The 18760-nt window shown below is 72.0% G+C and carries 16 protein-coding genes; 6 read left to right on the top strand and 10 right to left on the bottom strand.

Features of this window, described 5'->3' with window-relative positions; translation table 11 throughout:
- Positions 1-104 precede the first annotated feature (104 nt).
- Together ACZ37P_RS11525 and ACZ37P_RS11530 are read right to left on the bottom strand one after the other, a co-directional pair.
- Entirely contained in the window at positions 105-1886 is a 1782-nt protein-coding gene (locus ACZ37P_RS11525; RefSeq protein ID WP_355346627.1) for an ABC transporter ATP-binding protein, read from the bottom strand.
- Positions 1883-3757 carry an ABC transporter transmembrane domain-containing protein gene (locus tag ACZ37P_RS11530; RefSeq protein WP_467346190.1) on the bottom strand — a complete coding sequence of 625 codons (1875 nt, stop codon included), beginning with the start codon at positions 3755-3757 and terminating at the stop codon, positions 1883-1885. Before ACZ37P_RS11530 ends, ACZ37P_RS11525 begins: the two co-directional genes overlap by 4 nt.
- Before the next feature lie 440 nt (positions 3758-4197).
- Between ACZ37P_RS11530 and ACZ37P_RS11535 the strand changes: the two genes are divergently transcribed.
- Positions 4198-5952, top strand: coding sequence for a carbohydrate-binding module family 20 domain-containing protein (locus ACZ37P_RS11535; protein WP_467346191.1), 1755 nt, complete (start codon positions 4198-4200; stop codon positions 5950-5952).
- 87 nt (positions 5953-6039) lie between these two features.
- Positions 6040-6480, top strand: coding sequence for a large conductance mechanosensitive channel protein MscL (gene mscL, locus ACZ37P_RS11540; protein WP_355346619.1), 441 nt, complete (start codon positions 6040-6042; stop codon positions 6478-6480).
- 15 nt (positions 6481-6495) lie between these two features.
- Here the strand turns inward: mscL and ACZ37P_RS11545 are convergent, their stop codons facing one another.
- A complete protein-coding gene (locus tag ACZ37P_RS11545) occupies positions 6496-7011 on the bottom strand; it encodes a MarR family winged helix-turn-helix transcriptional regulator (protein ID WP_355346616.1) in 516 nt (171 codons plus the stop codon).
- Between the two features lie 95 nt (positions 7012-7106).
- Here ACZ37P_RS11545 and ACZ37P_RS11550 point away from each other — a divergent pair, with 95 nt between their 5' ends.
- Together ACZ37P_RS11550 and ACZ37P_RS11555 are read left to right on the top strand one after the other, a co-directional pair.
- Positions 7107-8927: an ABC transporter ATP-binding protein gene (locus ACZ37P_RS11550; protein WP_391045677.1), complete on the top strand. Its 1821-nt coding sequence runs from the start codon at positions 7107-7109 to the stop codon at positions 8925-8927.
- A gap of 84 nt (positions 8928-9011) precedes the next feature.
- Positions 9012-9389, top strand: coding sequence for a DoxX family protein (locus tag ACZ37P_RS11555; protein WP_355346613.1), 378 nt, complete (start codon positions 9012-9014; stop codon positions 9387-9389).
- Here the strand turns inward: ACZ37P_RS11555 and ACZ37P_RS11560 are convergent.
- The 4 genes from ACZ37P_RS11560 to ACZ37P_RS11575 form a co-directional block, all read right to left on the bottom strand.
- Positions 9358-10017 carry a LutC/YkgG family protein gene (locus ACZ37P_RS11560; protein WP_467346195.1) on the bottom strand — a complete coding sequence of 220 codons (660 nt, stop codon included), beginning with the start codon at positions 10015-10017 and terminating at the stop codon, positions 9358-9360. The two genes, ACZ37P_RS11555 and ACZ37P_RS11560, sit on opposite strands and share 32 nt — an antisense overlap.
- Complete coding sequence (locus ACZ37P_RS11565) at positions 10014-11504, bottom strand: lactate utilization protein B (RefSeq protein WP_467346196.1); 1491 nt, start codon at positions 11502-11504, stop codon at positions 10014-10016. Before ACZ37P_RS11565 ends, ACZ37P_RS11560 begins: the two co-directional genes overlap by 4 nt.
- On the bottom strand, positions 11501-12271 hold the full coding sequence (locus ACZ37P_RS11570) for a (Fe-S)-binding protein (RefSeq protein WP_467346197.1): 771 nt from the start codon (positions 12269-12271) through the stop codon (positions 11501-11503). Before ACZ37P_RS11570 ends, ACZ37P_RS11565 begins: the two co-directional genes overlap by 4 nt.
- A gap of 232 nt (positions 12272-12503) precedes the next feature.
- On the bottom strand, positions 12504-13643 hold the full coding sequence (locus ACZ37P_RS11575; protein WP_467346198.1) for an NAD(P)-binding domain-containing protein: 1140 nt from the start codon (positions 13641-13643) through the stop codon (positions 12504-12506).
- Between the two features lie 175 nt (positions 13644-13818).
- Between ACZ37P_RS11575 and ACZ37P_RS11580 the strand changes: the two genes are divergently transcribed.
- Positions 13819-14355 (top strand): MarR family winged helix-turn-helix transcriptional regulator, encoded by a 537-nt coding sequence (locus tag ACZ37P_RS11580; RefSeq protein ID WP_355343699.1) that lies wholly within the window; start codon positions 13819-13821, stop codon positions 14353-14355.
- 13 nt (positions 14356-14368) lie between these two features.
- Here the strand turns inward: ACZ37P_RS11580 and ACZ37P_RS11585 are convergent, their stop codons facing one another.
- The 3 genes from ACZ37P_RS11585 to ACZ37P_RS11595 all read right to left on the bottom strand — a co-directional run bounded on the left by ACZ37P_RS11585 (position 14369) and on the right by ACZ37P_RS11595 (position 17648).
- Positions 14369-15211 (bottom strand): NAD(P)H-binding protein, encoded by an 843-nt coding sequence (locus tag ACZ37P_RS11585; RefSeq protein WP_467346200.1) that lies wholly within the window; start codon positions 15209-15211, stop codon positions 14369-14371.
- Positions 15212-15441: 230 nt separating this feature from the next.
- A complete protein-coding gene (locus tag ACZ37P_RS11590; RefSeq protein WP_355343705.1) occupies positions 15442-16275 on the bottom strand; it encodes a glycoside hydrolase family 3 N-terminal domain-containing protein in 834 nt (277 codons plus the stop codon).
- A gap of 167 nt (positions 16276-16442) precedes the next feature.
- A complete protein-coding gene (locus ACZ37P_RS11595; RefSeq protein WP_355343708.1) occupies positions 16443-17648 on the bottom strand; it encodes an LLM class flavin-dependent oxidoreductase in 1206 nt (401 codons plus the stop codon).
- Between the two features lie 434 nt (positions 17649-18082).
- Between ACZ37P_RS11595 and ACZ37P_RS11600 the strand changes: the two genes are divergently transcribed.
- Entirely contained in the window at positions 18083-18505 is a 423-nt protein-coding gene (locus ACZ37P_RS11600; RefSeq protein ID WP_467346201.1) for a secondary thiamine-phosphate synthase enzyme YjbQ, read from the top strand.
- The last annotated feature ends 255 nt before the right edge of the window (positions 18506-18760 follow it).

Genomic DNA, 18760 nt, shown 5'->3' on the forward strand with positions numbered 1-18760 from the left:
TGGGGCGTATGCGGCGGGATATCCGCCCCCCCCCCCTCCCCCCCCCCCCCCCCCCCCCCCCCCCCCCCCCCCCCCCCCCCCCCCCCCCCGCCACATCACCGCGGTCAGCTGTGCCAGGACCGCCACAGCGCCGCGTAGGCACCGTCGGCGTCCACCAACTGGTGGTGGCTGCCCAGCTCGCTGATCCGGCCGTCCTCGACCACCGCGATCACATCCGCGTCGTGCGCGGTGTGCAGCCGGTGCGCGATGGCGATCACGGTACGGCCGTCCAGCACCCGGGACAGCGAGCGTTCCAGATGGCGGGCGGCGCGCGGGTCGAGCAGCGAGGTCGCCTCGTCCAGCACCAGGGTGTGCGGGTCAGCCAGCACCAGCCGGGCCAGCGCGAGCTGCTGCGCCTGCGCCGGGGTGAGCACCGCGCCGCCCGAGCCCACCTCGGTGTCGAGACCGTCCGCCAGATTGCGGCCCCAGTCCTCGGCGTCCACCGCGCGCAGCGCCGTCCACAGCTCGTCGTCGGTGGCACCGGTCCGCGCCAGCCGCAGATTGTCGCGGAGCGTGCCGACGAAGACGTGGTGCTCCTGATTGACCAGCGCCACATGCTCGCGCACCCGCTCGGCGGGCATCCGGGCCAGCTGGGCGCCGCCCAGCGTGACCTCGCCCGCACGCGGCGCGTAGATGCCCGCCAGCAGCCGCCCGAGCGTGGACTTGCCCGCGCCTGACGGGCCCACCAGCGCCACCCGGGTACCCGGCGGCACCGTCAGGCTCACGCCGTGCAGCACGTCGCTGCCCGCCCGGTAGCCGAACCGCACCTGGTCGGCGGCCATCTCGCGGCCGTCGGGCGAGACCGTGTGGTCCGGCTCGTCCTCGGCCACCTCGCGCACCCCGACCAGCCGGGCCAGCGACACCTGGGCGACCTGCAACTCGTCGTACCAGCGCAGGATCATGTTCACCGGGTCGACGAGCATCTGCGCGTACAGCGCGCCCGTGGTCAGCTCGCCGACCGTCATCCAGCCGTTGAGGGCGAAGCTGCCGCCGATCATCAGCACCGCGACCACGATCAGCGCGTGCGTCATGTTGATCACCGGGAACAGCACGCTGCGCAGCCACATCGTGTAGCGCTCCCACGCCACCCACTGCCCGATGCGCTGCCGCGACAGCTTCTCGCGCCGGTCACCGAGACCGTGCGCCTCGATGGTGCGGCCGGCGTCCACGGACTCCGCCAGCGCCGCCGCCACCGCCGCGTACCCCGCCGCCTCCGAGCGGTAGGCCCCCGGGGCGCGCCGGAAGTACCAGCGGCAGCCGACCAGCAGCAGCGGCAGCGCGACCAGCACCGACAGGGCGAGCGGCGGCGAGGTCACGGTCAGCGCGCCGAGCAGCAGCCCGGCCCAGACCACGGCGATGGCCAGCTCGGGCACCGCCTCGCGCATCGCGTTCGACAGCCGGTCGATGTCCGTCGTGATCCGCGACAGCAGATCGCCCGTGCCCGCCCGCTCCAGCACACCCGGCGGCAGCGACACCGACCGTACGAGGAAGTCCTCGCGCAGATCGGCCAGCATCTCCTCGCCGAGGATCGCGCCGCGCAGCCGTACCAGCCGCACGAAGTACGCCTGCACCACGAGGGCGGCCAGGAACAGGCTGACGGCCCGCCCGAGATGGATGTCCCGGTCGCCCTTCGACAGGTCCTCGACCAGACCGCCGAGCAGGTAGGGCCCCACCATCGAGGCCAGCACCGACACGGTGTTGACGGTCACCAGCAGGGCGAAGGCACCGCGATGCCGCTTCGCCAGTTCGCGCACATAGCCGCGCACGGTCGCGGGGGAGCCCACCGGCAGCGTGGCGCTCTGCTGCGGCGCGGCCGGGTCGTACTCCGGCGGTCGCAGGCCGATCATGCGGATTCCTCCATCGATGTGTGGGGTACGGCCCCGGAGCCCGCGACGGCAGCGGTGACGGGGCTGTGGCCGGGATCGCGGTCGTCGGACGGCTCGCTCTCGCGGGTCACCACCGCCCGGTAGCGCGGGTCGGTGCGCAGCAGTTCGTGGTGGTCGCCGGCCGACGTCGCCGTGCCCTCGTCCACGAAGACCACCAGGTCGGCGCGGTCCAGCACGAGCGGGCTCGACGTGAGCACCACCGTCGTGCGACCCGCGCGCAGTTCCTTGAGGCCGCGCGCGATCCTGGCCTCGGTGTGCGCGTCGACCGCCGAGGTCGGCTCGTCGAGCACCAGCACCTCGGGGTCGGCGATCAGCGACCTGGCCAGTGCCAGGCGCTGCCGCTGGCCGCCGGACAGCGACCGGCCGCGCTCGGTGATCCGCGCCGACATCGGGTCGCCCGCCACCCCCGCGGGGTCGGCGGCGGACTGCGCGAGCGCGTCCAGCACGTCCGCGCACTGCGCGGCGGTGAGCGCCTGCTCCGCCGTGACCCGGCCGGAGGACGGCACACCCAGCAGTTCGGTCAGCGTTCCCGACAGCAGCACCGGGTCCTTGTCCTGGACGAGCACGGCCGCGCGGGCCGCCGCGAGCGGCAGCGCGTCCAGTGCCTGCCCGCCCAGCACCGCCGACGCCTCGCCCTCGGCGCGGACCGGGCTGTGCCCGCCGAGCCGGTCGGCCAGTACGCCCGCCGCGTCCGGGTCGCCGCACACCACGGCGGTCAGCAACCCGGCCGGAGCGCGCAGCCCCGACTCCGGGTCGTACATCTCCCCGACCAGAGCGCCCGCCTCCTCGGGAGCGACGCTCCCCTCGGAGAAGACGGCCGCGCCCCCGGCGGTCTCCCGGGTCAGCGCCAGTACGCGCGCGGCCCGCTTCGCCGAGGGCCGCGAGAACGACCAGGCCATGGCGATCTCCTCGAAATTCCGCAGCGGGAACATCAGGAAGGCCACCGAGCCGTAGACGGTCACCAGCGCGCCGACCGAGATCCGGCCGTCCATCGCCAGCCGGGCACCGTCCCAGGCGACGGCCACCAGCAGCAGCCCCGGCAGCACCACCTGGACGGCACTGATCGCCGCCCACATCCGGGCGCTGTGCACGGCGGCGGTCCTGACCTGCTGGGACGCGCGACGGTAGCGGTCGAGGAACAGCTCCTCGCCGCCGATGCCGCGCAGCACCCGCAGTCCGGCGACGGTGTCGGAGGCCAGTTCCGTGGCCTTGCCCGCCTTCTCCCGCTGGAGGTCGGCCCGCTTGGTGGCGGCGGGAAGCAGCGGCAGTACGGCCAGCGCCAGCACCGGTACGGACGCGGCCACGATCACGCCGAGCGCGGGCTCGTAGACGACCAGCGCGACGGCCACGCCGACCGTGGCGACCAGGGCGGAGGTGAAGCGCGCCAGCGCCTCGACGAACCACCCGATCTTCTCCACGTCTCCGGTGCTGACCGCGACGACCTCGCCCGCAGCGACCCGGCGGGTGAGCAGCGAGCCCAGCTCGACCGTCTTACCGGCGAGCAACTGCTGGACCCGCGCCGCGACGCTGATCCAGTTCGTGACGGCCGTACGGTGCAGCATCGTGTCGCCGAGCGCGGTGAGCACGCCGAGCAGCAGCATCAGCCCGCCCGACAGCGCCAGCCGCGACCCCGAGCGGTCCACGACCGACTGCACGGCCATTCCGACGGCCGCGGGGAACGACGCGACGGCCGCCATGTGCAGGATGCCCCACGCGGTGGCGGCTGCCAGGCCCTTCCCCTCGCGGAACGACAGCCAGAGCAGGAAGCGGAATCCCGTCCGGGCGTCGGGGACGCCCGGATCGGACAGGGGGAGCTTACGGAGGGACGGCATGGTGTCCTGAGTTCGGTGCGGGTGTGAGCGAGTGTCGGCGGACGAGGCTACGGCCGCGGGTTGCGGATACGGCCGCCGGAGGTTCGCGCGAGATGTCGGCGGGCAGCCGCGTACCTGACGACTCCGCCCGTGCGGACATCCCGCCGGAATCCGGTCGGAGAGGAGCAAGGCTCGTCTTGCGGCCCGTACCGGGTCAACAGGTTTTCCGGTGAGCGACGGGAACGAGCCGAGGTCCGCGGAGGAGTGTTTCGGCAACAACTTGCAGCAAAACAGCGAAAGTTCTTCCGCCGGCATCTTGACGTGTACGCACACACGGCGGGAAGCTCCTGGGCGGAACCCGAGGACCCCGAGGACAACGGGGCCCGCACCCCCCACCCGGCGGCCAGGCGCGTGGCTGCCTTCGAGGGCAGAACTCTGCCCGTTCACCGAAGGAGCCGCCCATGAGATCCCGCGTCCTGAACGGCGCGCTGGCCGCGATCGTCGCCGCCGCCGGTCTGTTCGCCCTCTCCTCGCAACAAGCGGACGCCACGCCGCCCGGCAGCAAGGACGTCACCGCGACGCTCTTCCAGTGGAAGTTCGACTCCGTGGCGAAGGCATGCACGGACACCCTCGGCCCCGCGGGCTACGGCTTCGTCGAGGTCTCCCCGGCCTCCGAGCAGATCCAGGGCGACCAGTGGTGGACCTCGTACCAGCCGGTCAGCTACAAGATCGCCGGGCGGCTCGGCAACGAGAGCTCGTTCCAGAACATGGTCAGCACCTGCCACAGCGCGGGCGTCAAGGTCGTCGCCGACGCGGTGATCAACCACATGACGTCGGGCTCCGGCACCGGCACGGGCGGTACGACGTACAGCAAGTACAACTACCCGGGCTACTACCAGAACCAGGACTTCCACACCTGCCGCAGTGACATCAACAACTACGGCGACCGCAACAACGTCCAGAACTGCGAGCTGGTCGGCCTCGCCGACCTCGACACCGGCAGCGACTACGTGCGCGGCACCATCGCCGCCTACCTCAACCACCTGATCGCGCTGGGCGTCGACGGCTTCCGGGTGGACGCCGCCAAGCACATGGCCGAGACCGACCTGGCCGCCATCAAGGCCAAGCTCAGCAATCCGGGCATCTACTGGGCCCAGGAGGCCATCTACGGCGCGGGCGAGGCCGTACAGCCGGGCGAGTACGTCAACACCGGTGACGTGGACGCCTTCCAGGGCGCCTTCGACCTCAAGCGCATCTTCACCAGTGACAAGCTGGCCTCCCTCAGCAACTGGGGCGCGTCGTGGGGCGCGGGCTACCTGTCGAGCGACAAGGCCCGCACCTTCGTGGACAACTGGGACACCGAGCGCAACGGCTCGACCCTCAGCTACAAGAACGGCGCCACGTACACCCTCGCCAACGTCTACCTGCTGGCCTGGCCGTACGGCTCGCCCAACGTCTACTCCGGCTACGAGTTCTCCAACAACGACGCCGGCGCGCCCAACGGCGGCACCGTCAACGCCTGCTACAGCGACGGCTGGAAGTGCCAGCACGCCTGGCCGCAGATCGCCAACATGGTCGGCTTCCGCAACGCGGTCTCCGGCACCGCCGTCACCAACTGGTGGTCCAACGGCAACAACGCCATCGCGTTCGGCCGCGGCGGCAAGGGCTATGTGGCGATCAACCACGAGGGCGGCTCGCTCACCCAGACCTTCACCACCTCACTGCCCGCCGGCTCCTACTGCGACGTCCAGCACAGCGGCACCAGCTACACCGTCGGCTCCGACGGCAAGTTCACCGCCACCATCGGCTCCAACGACGCGGTCGCGCTGTACGTCGGCGCGCCCTGCGGCAGCGGCACGACCAACGGCGGCACGACGAACGGCGGCACCACGAGCGGCAGCACCGGGGGCAGCACCAACCCGTCGTCCGCCGCGTCCTTCGCGGTGAACGCCACCACGGTCTTCGGCCAGAACATCTACGTCGTCGGCGACAACTCCACCCTCGGCAACTGGAACACCGGCAGCGCCCTGCTGCTGTCGTCGGCGAGCTACCCGGTCTGGAAGCTCAACGTGGCGATGCCCGCGGGCACCTCGTTCCAGTACAAGTACATACGGAAGGACGGAAGCGGCAACGTGACGTGGGAATCCGGCGCCAACCGGACGGCGACGGTCCCGTCGAGCGGGGCGGTCACACTCAACGACACCTGGCGTAATTGATCTGCTCATCGACCGATTACCCCTCTGTGGTGAGGACCGGCACACTGTGGTGTTCCAATTCCTGACTACAGAGGGGACCCCCCACCCATGAGAGGCTTCCGGACGTTCCTGCTCCGCGGCAACGTCGTCGACCTCGCGGTCGGCATCGTCATCGGCGCGGCCTTCACCGCTCTGGTGACCGCCTTCGTCAAGGCGTTCCTGACGCCGCTCATCGGCCTGGCCTCCGGCGCCACGGGCAACTTCGCCACTCAGAAGTTCACGGTCTCCAGCGTGACCTTCCCCTACGGCGCCTTCATCGACGCGGTGATCAGCTTCGTGATCGTCGCCGCGGTGATCTACTTCCTGGTCGTCCTGCCGATGAACCGCATGCAGGAGAGGTTCTTCCCCAAGGCGGCGGCGGCCCCGGTCCGCGAGTGCCCCGAGTGCCTGACCGCGATACCGACCGCCGCCCGCCGGTGCAGCGCCTGCACCGCCGAGGTCGGGCCGCAGATCGGCGGCCAGACCGCCCCGGCGGACCTGGCCGAGTGAGCCCGCGGGCGCCGCTCAGCGCGACGGCCGGTGGCCGCCGCCGTGCGGCGCCTCCTCGTCGAGTACGGCCAGCAGCGCGGTGAGTGCCGCGCGCTGGCCGTCGTCGAGCGGGGCCAGCAGTTCGGCGGCGGCCGTACGGCGGGCCCCGCGCAGCTCCAGCAGCGCGGCGCCGCCCGCCTCGGTCAGCTCGATCCTGATCACCCGGCGGTTGCTCGGATCGGGCACCCGCCGTACCAGCTCCAGCCCCTCCAGCGCGTCCACCAGGGTCGTCACGGCCCGCGGCACGACCTCCAGGCGCTGGGCGAGATCAGCCATCCGCGGCGGCTCGTCGCAGTGCGCGAGGGTGCGCAGCAGCCGCGCCTGGGCCGGGGTGATCCCCAGCGGCTCCATGAGGTGGCGCTGGGACTTGTGCAGGCGGCGGCTCAGCCGGATGAGCTGGTCGGCGAGCCGCCCGGTGATCTCGTCCGGCGCGGTCGTGGCGAGGCCGGCGGTCACCGGGCCCGGCGGCACGGCTGTCGTGCGGGATTCCATGTGACGAGCGTATCAGGACCATGTCCATTGTGAGCATAGGTAACAATGACCTATACTCCCAATATCAGCATCTGCCTGAACTCTCAAGGAGTCCTTTGCGCCCCGATCACGAACGAGAACTCGCCTCCCGGTGGACACCACCGAAGAAGAAGCCCGACACCCCCGTCGACATGCGTCGCATCCTGCGGCTCTTCCGTCCCTACCGCGGCCGCCTCGCCGTCGTCGGCGCCCTGGTCGGCCTCTCCTCCCTCGTCTCGGTCGCCTCGCCGTTCCTGCTGCGGGCGATCCTCGACACCGCGATACCGCAGGGCCGCACCGGCCTGCTGAGCCTGCTCGCCCTCGGCATGATCGCCACCGCCGTCGCCACCGGCGTCTTCGGCGTGCTCCAGACCCTGATCTCCACCACCGTCGGCCAGCGCGTCATGCACGACCTGCGCACCGCCGTCTACGAACGCCTCCAGCGCATGTCGCTGGCCTTCTTCACCCGCACCCGCACCGGCGAGGTGCAGTCCAGGATCGCCAACGACATCGGCGGCATGCAGGCCACCGTCACCTCGACCGCGACCTCCCTGGTCTCCAACCTCACGGCGGTCATCGCCTCCGTCATCGCGATGCTCGCCCTCGACTGGCGGCTGACCGTCGTCTCGCTGCTGCTGCTCCCGCTCTTCGTCTGGATCGCCCGCCGGGTCGGCCGCGAACGCAAGCGGATCGCCACCAACCGGCAGCGGCAGATGGCCTCGATGTCCGCGATCGTCACCGAGTCGCTGTCCGTCAGCGGCATCCTGCTCGGCCGCACCATGGGCCGCTCCGACTCCCTGACCCGCGACTTCTCGACCGAGTCCGAGCGCCTGGTCGACCTCGAAGTGCGCTCCAGCATGTCCGGCCGCTGGCGGATGTCCACCATCGGCATCGTCATGTCGGCGATGCCCGCACTGCTCTACTGGGCCGCCGGTCTGACCATGTCCAACGGCGCGCCCGCCGTCTCCATCGGCACCCTCGTCGCCTTCGTCTCGCTCCAGCAGGGCCTCTTCCGCCCGTCCGTGTCGCTGCTGTCCACCGGCGTGGACGTCCAGACCTCGCTCGCGCTCTTCCAGCGCATCTTCGAATACCTCGACCTGCCCGTCGACATCACCGAGCGCCCCGACGCCCGGACCCTGGACCGGGTACGCGGCGACGTCCGCTTCGAGCACGTCGACTTCGCCTACGACCCCGAGTCCGGCGCGCCGACCCTGCGCGACATCGACATCACCGTCCCCGCGGGCAGCAGCCTCGCCGTCGTCGGCGCCACCGGCTCCGGCAAGAGCACCCTGAGCTACCTGGTGCCCCGGCTGTACGACGTGACCGGCGGCAAGGTGACGCTCGACGGCACCGACGTACGCGACCTCACCTTCGACACCCTCGCCGACGCGGTGGGCGTCGTCTCCCAGGAGACGTACCTCTTCCACGCCTCGGTCGCCGAGAACCTGCGCTTCGCCAAGCCCGAGGCCACCGACGACGAGATCCGCGCCGCGGCGAAGGCCGCCCAGATCCACGACCACATCTCCGGGCTGCCCGACGGCTACGACACCCTCGTCGGCGAACGCGGCTACCGCTTCTCCGGCGGCGAGAAGCAGCGCCTGGCCATCGCCCGCACCATCCTCCGCGACCCGCCCGTCCTCATCCTGGACGAGGCCACCAGCGCGCTCGACACCCGGACCGAACACGACGTCCAGGAAGCGATCGACTCGCTGTCCGCGGGACGCACCACCATCACGATCGCCCACCGGCTGTCCACCGTGCGCGACGCCGACCAGATCGTGGTCCTCGACGCGGGCCGGATCATGGAGCGCGGCACGCACGACGAACTGCTCGCCCAGGACGGTCGCTACGCCGCGCTCGTACGGCGCGACTCGCAGCTCGCCACCACCGCCTCGTAACGCGGAAGAGGCCGCCGCCCCGACCTTACTCATGGGTAAGGTGAGAGTGCGGCGGGAATCGCCCGCCCGCTCAGGAGGTGCCCGGTGCCCGCACGTTCCACTCGACTGCTCGTCGGCCTGCTCGCCGGAGCCGGCGCCACCCACTTCCTCGCCCCCGGACCGTACGAGGCGATCGTGCCCGAGTCCCTTCCGGGCAGCCCCCGCGCCTGGACCCGCGCCAGCGGCGTCGCCGAACTCGCGCTGGCCGCCGCCGTCGCCCTCCCCGCGACCCGCCGCACCGGCGCCCTGGTCACCGCCGGATTCTTCGCCGCCGTCTTCCCCGCCAACGTCAAGATGGCCTACGACTGGCGGCATCGCCCCGCACCCCTGAAGGCCGCGGCCTACGCCCGGCTCCCTGTCCAGATCCCTCTGGTGGTGTGGGCGCTGAAGGTCAGCCGCTCGGCGGCGGACCCACGAGGATGACGTCCAGGGTGCGGGGGCCGTGGACGCCTTCGACGCGGTCGAGTTCGATGTCGCTGGTGGCGGAGGGGCCTGAGATCCAGGTCTGGGGCCGGGTGGCGTCCAGGCGAGGCAGAGCCAGGGGGACCGACGCGACCACCTGATCCGGTGCCCGCACGACGCAGATGTGGTGGTCGGGGACGAGCGTGAGAATCCGCCGCCCCTGGTCGTCGCCCGCGTCCAGCACGATGGTGCCGGTCTCGGCGACGGCCAGCGCGCAGCCGGTGATCACACTGTCGACCTCGTCCAACTGCGCCGCGGTCAGCGGCGGTACGTCGTCCAGCAACCGTGTCCCGCCGATCCCGGCCAGCCACTCCCTCGGGACCCCCGCCGGGACGACCGCCGTCCGCGCACCCCGCTCGACCAGCAGCCGCGCCACCGCGGGTGCGAGCCCCGCCTGATCGGTGCGGTGCACCTTCGCCCGGTAGTCGGCGAGGTTGTCCGCGAGCAGATCGGCGGTCTCGTCCGGGGTGCGGTCCGCGTGCACGGTGAGGTAGTCGCGTGCTGTGTACGTGGTGGCCGGTGCCGGGCTGTCCGACGTGGTGCCCAGGGCGTTGCGGATGCGGGTGAGGACGGTGTCGCGGGAGGTCACTGGCCGTTCTCCTCGGTCTGCGGGTGGTTGTTTTTGTTGTGTTGCCACCAGTCGCGGAAGGTCTGCGGGGGGAGGGTGGGGAGGTCGCGGGTGGCGGTCCAGGCTTTGGCGGGTCCGGGGAGTCGTTGGGGGTGGAGGTGTCGGGTGCGGGTGGCGAGGCGCTGGCCCTGGCGCATGACGCCCGGGCGGTCGAGTGCCCAGCGGGCGGCGCGCATGGTGGCGCGTTCGGCGGCGTGCCCCTTCGCGGGCTTGATCGTGACGCGTTGGCCGTTGTGGGTGGTGGTGGCGCCTTCGGCGACGCGTTCACGCAGGTGCACGAGGACTTCGGGGATGTTGATGGCGACGGGGCAGACGTCGTAGCAGGCGCCGCAGAGGGTGGAGGCGTAGGGGAGGGAGGCGTCGAGTTCGGTGGTGGTGGTGCGGAGTTGGGGGGTGAGGATGGCGCCGATGGGGCCGGGGTAGGGGGAGCCGTAGGCGTGGCCGCCGGCGCGTTCGTAGACGGGGCAGACGTTGAGGCAGGCGGAGCAGCGGATGCAGCGCAGGGCCTGGCGGCCGGTGGTGTCGGCGAGGGTGTCGGTGCGGCCGTTGTCGATGAGGACGAGGTGGAAGTTTTCGGGGCCGTCGGTGTGGGTGGTGCCGGTCCACAGGGTGGTGTAGGGGTTCATGCGTTCGGCGGTGGAGGAGCGGGGGAGGGTCTGGAGGTAGATTTCCAGGTCCTGGAAGGTGGGGATGACCTTCTCGATGCCGGCGACGGAGATCAGCGTCTCGGGCAGGGTGAGGCACATGCGGCCGTTGCCTTCGGATTCGACGACGACGAGGGTGCCGGTGTCGGCGATCATGAAGTTGGCGCCGGAGATCCCGACTTTCGCGCGGAGGAACTTTTCCCGCAGGTGGAGGCGGGCGGCTTCGGCGAGGTCGGCGGGGGTGTCGGTGAGGTTGTCGGGTGCGGGGCGGCCCCATTTGGTCATCTGGGTGTGGAAGATGTCGCGGATCTGGTGGCGGTTTTTGTGGATGGCGGGGACGAGGATGTGGGAGGGGAGGTCGTTGCCGAGCTGGACGATGAGTTCGGCGAGGTCGGTTTCGTAGGCGGTGATGCCGGCGGCGGTCAGGGCGTCGTTGAGGCCGATTTCCTGGGTGGCCATGGATTTGACTTTGACGACTTCGGTTTCGCCGGTGTCCTGGACGAGGCGGGTGATGATGCGGTTGGCGTCGTCGGCGTCCAGGGCCCAGTGGACGGTGCCGCCGGCGGCGGTGATGTTCTCCTCGAGCTGGAGGAGGTAGTGGTCGAGGTGGCGCAGGGTGTGGTCCTTGACGGCGGCGCCTGCTGCGCGGAGTTGGGGCCAGTCGGCGAGTTCTGCGATGGCTCTGGCGCGTTTGTCGCGGATGGTGTGGGTGGCGTGGGTGAGGTTCGCGCGGAGCTGGGTGTCCTTCGTGGACGAGGCGGCGGCCTTCGGGAACGACGGCAGACCCAGATACGTACCACTCATCGGACCACTTCCTGCCGGTAGGGCTGTTCCTCGGTGGACGCGAGGATCTCCGCCAGATGTACGGCCCGCAGGTCGGCGTCCTGCCGTCGCAACAGACCGTCCAGGTGCATCAGGCAGGAGTTGTCCGCGCCGCACAGCACCTGCGCGCCGCTGTCGAGCGCGTGCCGCACCTTGTCCTCGCCCATCGCGGTCGAGACGTCGGGATTCTTCACGGCGAAGGTGCCGCCGAAGCCGCAGCACTCCTCCGCACCCTCCAACTCCCGCAGCTCAAGCCCCTTCACGGCCTCCAACAGCCGCCGGGGCCGCTCACCGAGCCCCAGCATCCGCAGCCCGTGACAGGACGGGTGATAGGTCACCGTGTGCGGGAAGTACGCGCCCACATCCGTCACCCCCAGCACGTCCACCAGGAACTCCGTGAGTTCGTACGCCTTGGGCACGGCGCTCGCCGCGGCCTCGGTGAGTCCCCGGTCGCGGCCCTCGGCGACGGCCTTGGCGGCGATCCGCGGGTAGTTGTCGCGCACCATGGCCGCGCAGGAGCCGGACGGCGTGACCACGTGGTCGTAGGCGTCGAAGGCGGCGGCGTAGCGGCGGACCAGCGGCTCTGTCTCGTGCCGGTAGCCGGTGTTGAACTGGGGCTGTCCGCAGCACGTTTGGGCGGCGGGGAAGTCCACCTCGACGCCGAGCCGTTCCAGCAGGGTGACGACGGCCCGCCCGGTGTCCGGGTACAGCAGGTCGTTCACGCATGTCACGAAAAGCGCTACGCGCATGTCTCCTCCGCGCCGCGCCGCGGCAGGCCGTGCGACTGACGATGACCCATGGCGCTCATACTGCCGCAACGGCGTGACGCGGGGAAGCGAGACATCCGATGTTTATCGGAATCGGTGGCCAGAGCGGCAGGCGTGCGGACGACCGGAGCGGCGGACAACGCGGAGCGCCGCCCCTCCCGGGACGGTCGGTAAGCATCACGCGTCCCCGTGGGTCGCAGGGGACAACTCGCTTTCAGTGCAAGCGTTCGAGCGAACGCTCGCTCGTGGGTTCGGCTGTTCGGGTGGCCAGGAAGGCGCGGATCTCGCGTACGGCGCTTCGCCCCGCCCGGTTGGCGCCGATCGTGCTCGCCGACGGGCCGTAGCCGACCAGGTGGACGCGGGGGTCCTTGACCACGCGGGTGCCGTCGAGCCGGACGCCGCCGCCGGGCTCGCGCAGTTTGAGCGGGGCCAGGTGGTCGAGGGCCGCGCGGAAGCCGGTCGCCCACAAGATGACGTCGGCGTCCAGCGTGCGGCCGTCGGACCACGCGACGCCGTCCGGGGTGATCCGGTCGAAGACGGGCTCGGGCCGCAGGACCCCGCGCACCTGCGCGTCGCGGATCGCGTCGGTCGCGGCCAGCCCGGTGACGCTGACGACGCTCTGCGGCGGCAGCCCCCGGCGCACCCGGTCCTCGACGAGGGCGACCGCGGAACGTCCCCACTCCTGGTCGAAGGGCGCGCTGTGGAAGACCGGCGGGCGACGGGTCAGCCAGGTGGTGCGGGCGACCTCGGCCAGCTCCATCAGCAGCTGCACCGCCGATGTACCGCCGCCGACCACCAGGACGTGCTTCCCGGCGAATTCCGCCGATCCCCGGTACTCCGCCGTGTGCAACTGCCGCCCGAGGAAGGTCTCCTGGCCCGGGTAGTACGGCAGGAACGGCCGGTCCCAGGTGCCGGTCGCGTTGATCAGCGTCCGCGTGGACCACACACCCGCGTCGGTCTCCACCCGCAGCCGCCCCGCGACCCCCTCCCGTACGGCGGTGACGTCGACCGGCCGCCGGACATCCAGGTCGAACTCCCGCTCGTAGCGCGCGAAGTACTCGCCGACCACCTCGGCGGACGGCCGGTCGGGGTCTGCGTCGCCCAGCGGCATACCGGGCAGCTCATGTACGCGGTGCGCCTTGCCGTAGGTGAGCGACGGCCAGCGGAACTGCCAGGCGCCGCCCGCGCCGGGGGAGTGGTCGAGGACGACGAAGTCCGTGCCGGACCGCAGCCCCGCGCGGCGCAGGAAATACCCGGCCGAGAGCCCCGCCTGCCCGGCGCCGACCACGACCGTCCGCACGTCCCGCACGCCGGACACGTCCGGCCCGTCCGCCGCGTCACCCAAGTCGTTCATGTTTCACCCAACGGTGAGGGTGAGTGAAAGCTTCCCCGCGCGCGGGCGGCCGGGGACGCGGGAGACGTCGGTGTCCGGGCGGGCGGCGGTCTGCCAAACTGTCTGCGTCGCGCAGAGAAGCGTGACGGCACGGGCGCGGGCCTCCACGGCCGCGCGGAACCACGCAGGAGGCACCATGGCGCGGACCGACGCCCCCACCGGCCGCCGCTCCGATCTGCTGTCCGAGCTGTCCGTGGCCTCGCGCCACTACACGGCGTCGTACGCGCTGTTCAACCAGGCGCTCGCCGACTACTTCGGGCTGCACCCCACGGACGTGCAGTGCCTCAATCTGCTGAGCCTGGAGTCGCGCCCGGTCACCATCGGGCGGATCGCCGAGCTGACCGGCCTCACCACCGGCTCCGCCACCCGGCTCGTGGACCGGCTGGAACGCGCGGGTTACGTGGTCCGTGAGCGGGACACCGAGGACCGGCGCCGGGTCATGGTGACCACCGTGCCCGACCGGATGGCGGACTTCGGCCGTGTGTGGGGCGGCCTGAGCGGCGGCTGGTGGCGGATGCTCGACTCCTACGACGACGACCAACTCGCGCTCCTGCTCGCCCATATGCGCCGCACCGTCGACCTGAGCACCGCGCAGATCGCGCGGCTGCGGGCGGGTGACGTGGCCGACCCCGGCGGCGCGGGCGAGGAGCACAGGGGCGCCGCCGGGGCCTGATCCGCCGTACCCGCTACGGGCGGGTGAAGGCGGCGGCGTTCTCCGCCGCCCAGGACGCGAAGGTGCGCGGCGGACGCCCGATCAGCCGTTCAAGAGTGTCGGTCACCTCCGTGGGCGTACCGTCGAGCGCCTTCCACCAGTCGAGCAGCGCCTCGGCGAACGCCTCGGGCAGATGCTCCGCCGTCTCCGCCCGCCATGCCTCACGGCTGACCGGCACGGCGGCGATCGGCTGTCCCGTGGCGTCCGCGAGCACGTCGACCTGCTCGGCGAAGCTCAGCGACTCGGGCCCCGTCAGGTGGTACGTCCCGCCGCGCACACGGGAATCGGTGAGCGTCGCGCAGGCCGCCTCGGCGAGATCGGCCTCGTGCACGGGGTCGGTGTGGGCGCCGGGATACGGCAGATTCACCGCGCCTGACGCCTTGATGGGCCACGCCCACTGGAGGGCGTTGGCGGCGAAGGCGCCGGGGCGCAGCACGGTCGAGGCGATCGGTGAGACGGCGAGCGCGGTTTCCACCTCCAAGTGGTGCCGGGCGATCGGGTCCCGCTCGGCGTCGGGCTCCATGACGCTGGCGGACGAGAGCAGCACCACGTGCCCGACCCCCGCCCGTTCCGCCTGCTCCAGGAACGCGCCGATGTGCGACGCCTCGGCGTAGAGGAACACCGAGTCGACCCCCGCGAGCGCGGCGGGGAAGCCGGACGGGTCGTCCAGGCTCAGGGCGGTGGTCCGCACCCCTTCCGGCGGTTCGACCTCCTCCGGCTTCCGCGAGGCGACGCGTACGTCGGCGCCCCGGTCGTGAAGGAGCGCGGTGAGGGCGCGGGCGACGCGCCCGCGGCTTCCGGTGATGAGGACGGTCATGGCGGTGTTCCCCGTTCGTGGAAAGGACTTGGGAGCGGGTGGCACAAGGAGCCGTGCGGCCGACGGAAGGTCGGAGGGAGCAGTCGTGGCGAAAACTATGCGCCACGAAGAATCTGTGTCACGCAGATAAATATGGGCGTCATCTCCAGGGCTGTCAAACGGATCGGTGACAGGGCGCCGACACGCGACGGACCCGCGCCGCCGCCGCGATCCGAGGAGCGTGCGCCGCCTCAGGGGGCCGGTGTGCGGGCCGACGGACCCGTGACCCCGGCCGGGGCGGGCATGCGCGGTTCCGAGGCCCAGCGGCGCAGCCGGGAGACGCGTTCCGCCGCCTCCTCCAGCCGGGACAGCGGCAGGTCGCCGTCGGCGACCGCGCGGGCCGCCGCCGTGTGGATCGCGTCGTGCACACCCGCGCCGCTCGCGGGGCCGAGGCGTACCAGGTCGACCCCGGCGATCCAGGCGAGCACGGCCGCGCCCGGCACGCCCCAGCCGTCGACGATCGACGGCGCGTCCAGCGTGTCGCTGACCACGACCCCGCCGTAACCCAGCTCGCCGCGCAGGATGCCGGTGACGGCCGGGCCGCTGAGCGTGGCGGGCAGACCGTCCTCGCCGGGTACGGGGGAGCGCCCCGCGGTGATCGCGCGGACACCGGCCGCGGCCCCCTCGGCGAAGGGCCGCAGGCTGCCCGTACCGGTGAACGGCCCCAGCGCGGCGGCCACTCCGTGCGTCTGGAGGTCGGTCACGAAGACCCGCGTCTCGTCGGCGCGGGTGCCGGGCCGTACGGCGAGGTGCAGATTGGCACCGGCCGCCATGAGTTCGGCCGCCGCGGCGCTGCCGCCACCCGGCCGGTGCGGCTCCGGGTGACCGGTGAGGGCGTCGGGGAGCGCCGCGCGCAGCGTGTCGGACGCCTTGCGCGCCGCCTGGCCGCGCGCGTGCACCGCGACGCCGGGGGTGCCGCGTTCCAGGCCGCGCAGGATCCAGTCGGGAAGTCTCTCGTCCGCGCCGTCGACGGCGGGCAGCAGGCACGAGTCGACGAGCACGGCGAGCCGGTGCAGCGCGTTCACGTGGTGGTCCCCCTTCGGGGCGCGACAGAGGCGGATGTCCCGAGCCCCGGCGATATCCCGAGGCCCGCCGAATGGTACAGACCAATGCCCGGAGGCGGCAATCACCCCAGGTCCGCGTCCCCCCGGTGACCCCCGCGCCCACAGCCGGCCCCACGGCCGCGGACCGCTCAGCGGCCCCCGGACAGCAGCAGCGGCGCCCCGCCCGGAGCGGACGGCGGGCGGCCGTTGGCGGCGGGCACGGCGGACAGCGGCGACGGAAGGGCCTCCAGCAGACCGCGCGCGGCCAGTTCCGGCATCACGCCCTCGCCGAACCAGTACGCCTCCTCCAGGTGCGGATAGCCGGAGAAGATGAAGTGGTCGATGCCCAGCGCGTGGTACTCCTCGATCCGGTCGGCGACCTCCGCGTGGGCGCCGACCAGCGCCGTACCGGCGCCGCCGCGCACCAGCCCGACGCCCGCCCACAGATTCGGCGAGATCTCCAGCTTGTCCCGCTGCCCGCCGTGCAGCGCCAGCATCCGCTGCTGGCCCACCGACTCGCTGCGGCCGAGCGCCTGTTGGGCCGCGGCGACCGTGTCCTCGTCGAGGTCGGCCAGCAGCCGGTCCGCGGTCGCCCACGCGTCGCGCGCCGAGTCCCGCGCGATGACGTGCAGCCGGATGCCGAATCTGACCGTACGGCCCTCGGCCTCCGCGAGCCCCCTGATCCAGTCGATCTTCCGCTTCACCTGCTCGGGCGGCTCGCCCCAGGTCAGATAGACGTCGGCGTAGCGGGCCGCGACCGGCCCGGCGGCCTGAGAGGAACCGCCGAAGAAGATGTCGGGGCGGGGCTCGGGCGGCAGCGCCACCAGCCCGCCCGCCACCTGGTAGTGCTCGCCGTCGTAGTCGAACGGCTTGCCCTCCCACACCCCGCGCACCACCGACAGGAACTCCGCGGTGCGCGCGTACCGGCTGTCGTGGTCGAGATGGTCGCCGAACCGCTTCTGCTCGGTGGAGTCGCCCCCGGTCACCACGTTGAGCAGCAGCCGCCCCCGGCTGATCCGCTGATACGTGGCCGCCATCTGCGCCGCGAGCACCGGCGAGATCACCCCGGGCCTGAAGGCGACCAGGAACTTCAGCCGCTCGGTGTGCTGGGTCAGCGCCAGCGTCGTCAGCCACGCGTCCTCGCACCACGTACCGGTCGGCGTCAGCACCCCCTCGAACCCCAACTGGTCGGCGGCGCGCGCGATCTGGGCCAGATACTCGATGTCGGGGGCGCGGATGCCGGAGACCGGCGTGATCCGGGAGCGCTTCACGCCTCCGTCGGTGTAGACGTGGCGGTCCACCAGGGTGCGGCCGTCGCCGCCGGTGGGCAGGAACCAGTGCAGGTGTACGGACATCGGGCGGACGCCTTTCGATGGGCGGGATCCGGTGCGGTCCGGCGGGATCCCGGCGCGCGGCACGGGAGGTCCGCCGGATCACCGCGGGGACGTCCCGAGGGGACCGGCGGGGCCGGAACGCGAAGAAGAGCTACGGAAGCGCGGGGGAGGGGAAGCGGCGCGAAACGTCAGCGACCGCGACAACACGCGGCAGACGCCACCCGCAGGAGGTCGATGTGACCACGCGAGGTGAGCATGCAGGGACGCGGCATACAACGACGGTAGTCACGCGTCCGTCGGCAGGTCAACGCCGTCTCACCTCGCGGATGGCGGCGGAACGCAGCGCAAGCCGCCCGCCGGGCCGGAGCCCGCGCCCCGCCGCCGGGCACGGGGACCCCGGCGACCCGCCGCGCCGACACCCCCGCCGCCCCGCGGAATTGAGTGACCATGGACGTATGGCCGACAACCTCACCTCACGCGTCATCGACATCGCGACCGGCTCCAGCGAGACCGTCCACGACCTCACCGACGCCTGCGCGTCGTTCCTGCGCGAGGCGGCGGCCGGGCGCGACGGGCTGCTGAACGTCTTCGTGCCGCACGCCACCGCGGGCGTGGCCGTCATCGAGACGGGCGCGGGCAGCGACGACGACCTGCTCGCCGCGCTCCAGGACCTGCTCCCCGCCGACGACCGCTGGAGCCACCGCCACGGCAGCCGCGGGCACGGCCGCGACCACGTACTCCCCGCGTTCGTCCCGCCGCACGCCACCTTGCCGGTACTGGACGGCCGCCTGGAACTCGGCACCTGGCAGTCGGTCGTCCTGGTGGACACCAACGTCGACAATCCGCGCCGCCAGGTCCGGCTGAGCTTTCTGGGCTGACCGGCGGGCGCTCGCCGAGAAGCGCTGACCCGCACGCCGCGCCGCTCCACCTGGAGCGCCGCCACATCCCGACGCCCCGACACACATCGCGCCAGTCATATCCGCCTTTTGCGGCGGATATGACTGGCGCGATTTCCGATATACCGCGATGTGTTGTACCTGGGCGCTCCGCTTCTTCTGACGGGATATCACGTGTGGTGTTGACCGTTGGTGAAGGCATGCGGAAAACTCGGCACGGCTAATACGGGGCGAGTA

The organism is Streptomyces sp. NPDC024632, assembly GCF_055559175.1.

What these genes read in the sequence shown, in the direction of transcription:
- ACZ37P_RS11525 (WP_355346627.1), bottom strand. Translation starts at nt 1,886, where the DNA reads ATGATCGGCCTGCGACCGCCGGAGTACGACCCGGCCGCGCCGCAGCAG.
- ACZ37P_RS11530 (WP_467346190.1), bottom strand. Translation starts at nt 3,757, where the DNA reads ATGCCGTCCCTCCGTAAGCTCCCCCTGTCCGATCCGGGCGTCCCCGAC.
- ACZ37P_RS11535 (WP_467346191.1), top strand. Translation starts at nt 4,198, where the DNA reads ATGAGATCCCGCGTCCTGAACGGCGCGCTGGCCGCGATCGTCGCCGCC.
- mscL (WP_355346619.1), top strand. Translation starts at nt 6,040, where the DNA reads ATGAGAGGCTTCCGGACGTTCCTGCTCCGCGGCAACGTCGTCGACCTC.
- ACZ37P_RS11545 (WP_355346616.1), bottom strand. Translation starts at nt 7,011, where the DNA reads ATGGAATCCCGCACGACAGCCGTGCCGCCGGGCCCGGTGACCGCCGGC.
- ACZ37P_RS11565 (WP_467346196.1), bottom strand. Translation starts at nt 11,504, where the DNA reads ATGAGTGGTACGTATCTGGGTCTGCCGTCGTTCCCGAAGGCCGCCGCC.
- ACZ37P_RS11570 (WP_467346197.1), bottom strand. Translation starts at nt 12,271, where the DNA reads ATGCGCGTAGCGCTTTTCGTGACATGCGTGAACGACCTGCTGTACCCG.
- ACZ37P_RS11575 (WP_467346198.1), bottom strand. Translation starts at nt 13,643, where the DNA reads ATGAACGACTTGGGTGACGCGGCGGACGGGCCGGACGTGTCCGGCGTG.
- ACZ37P_RS11580 (WP_355343699.1), top strand. Translation starts at nt 13,819, where the DNA reads ATGGCGCGGACCGACGCCCCCACCGGCCGCCGCTCCGATCTGCTGTCC.
- ACZ37P_RS11585 (WP_467346200.1), bottom strand. Translation starts at nt 15,211, where the DNA reads ATGACCGTCCTCATCACCGGAAGCCGCGGGCGCGTCGCCCGCGCCCTC.
- ACZ37P_RS11595 (WP_355343708.1), bottom strand. Translation starts at nt 17,648, where the DNA reads ATGTCCGTACACCTGCACTGGTTCCTGCCCACCGGCGGCGACGGCCGC.
- ACZ37P_RS11600 (WP_467346201.1), top strand. Translation starts at nt 18,083, where the DNA reads ATGGCCGACAACCTCACCTCACGCGTCATCGACATCGCGACCGGCTCC.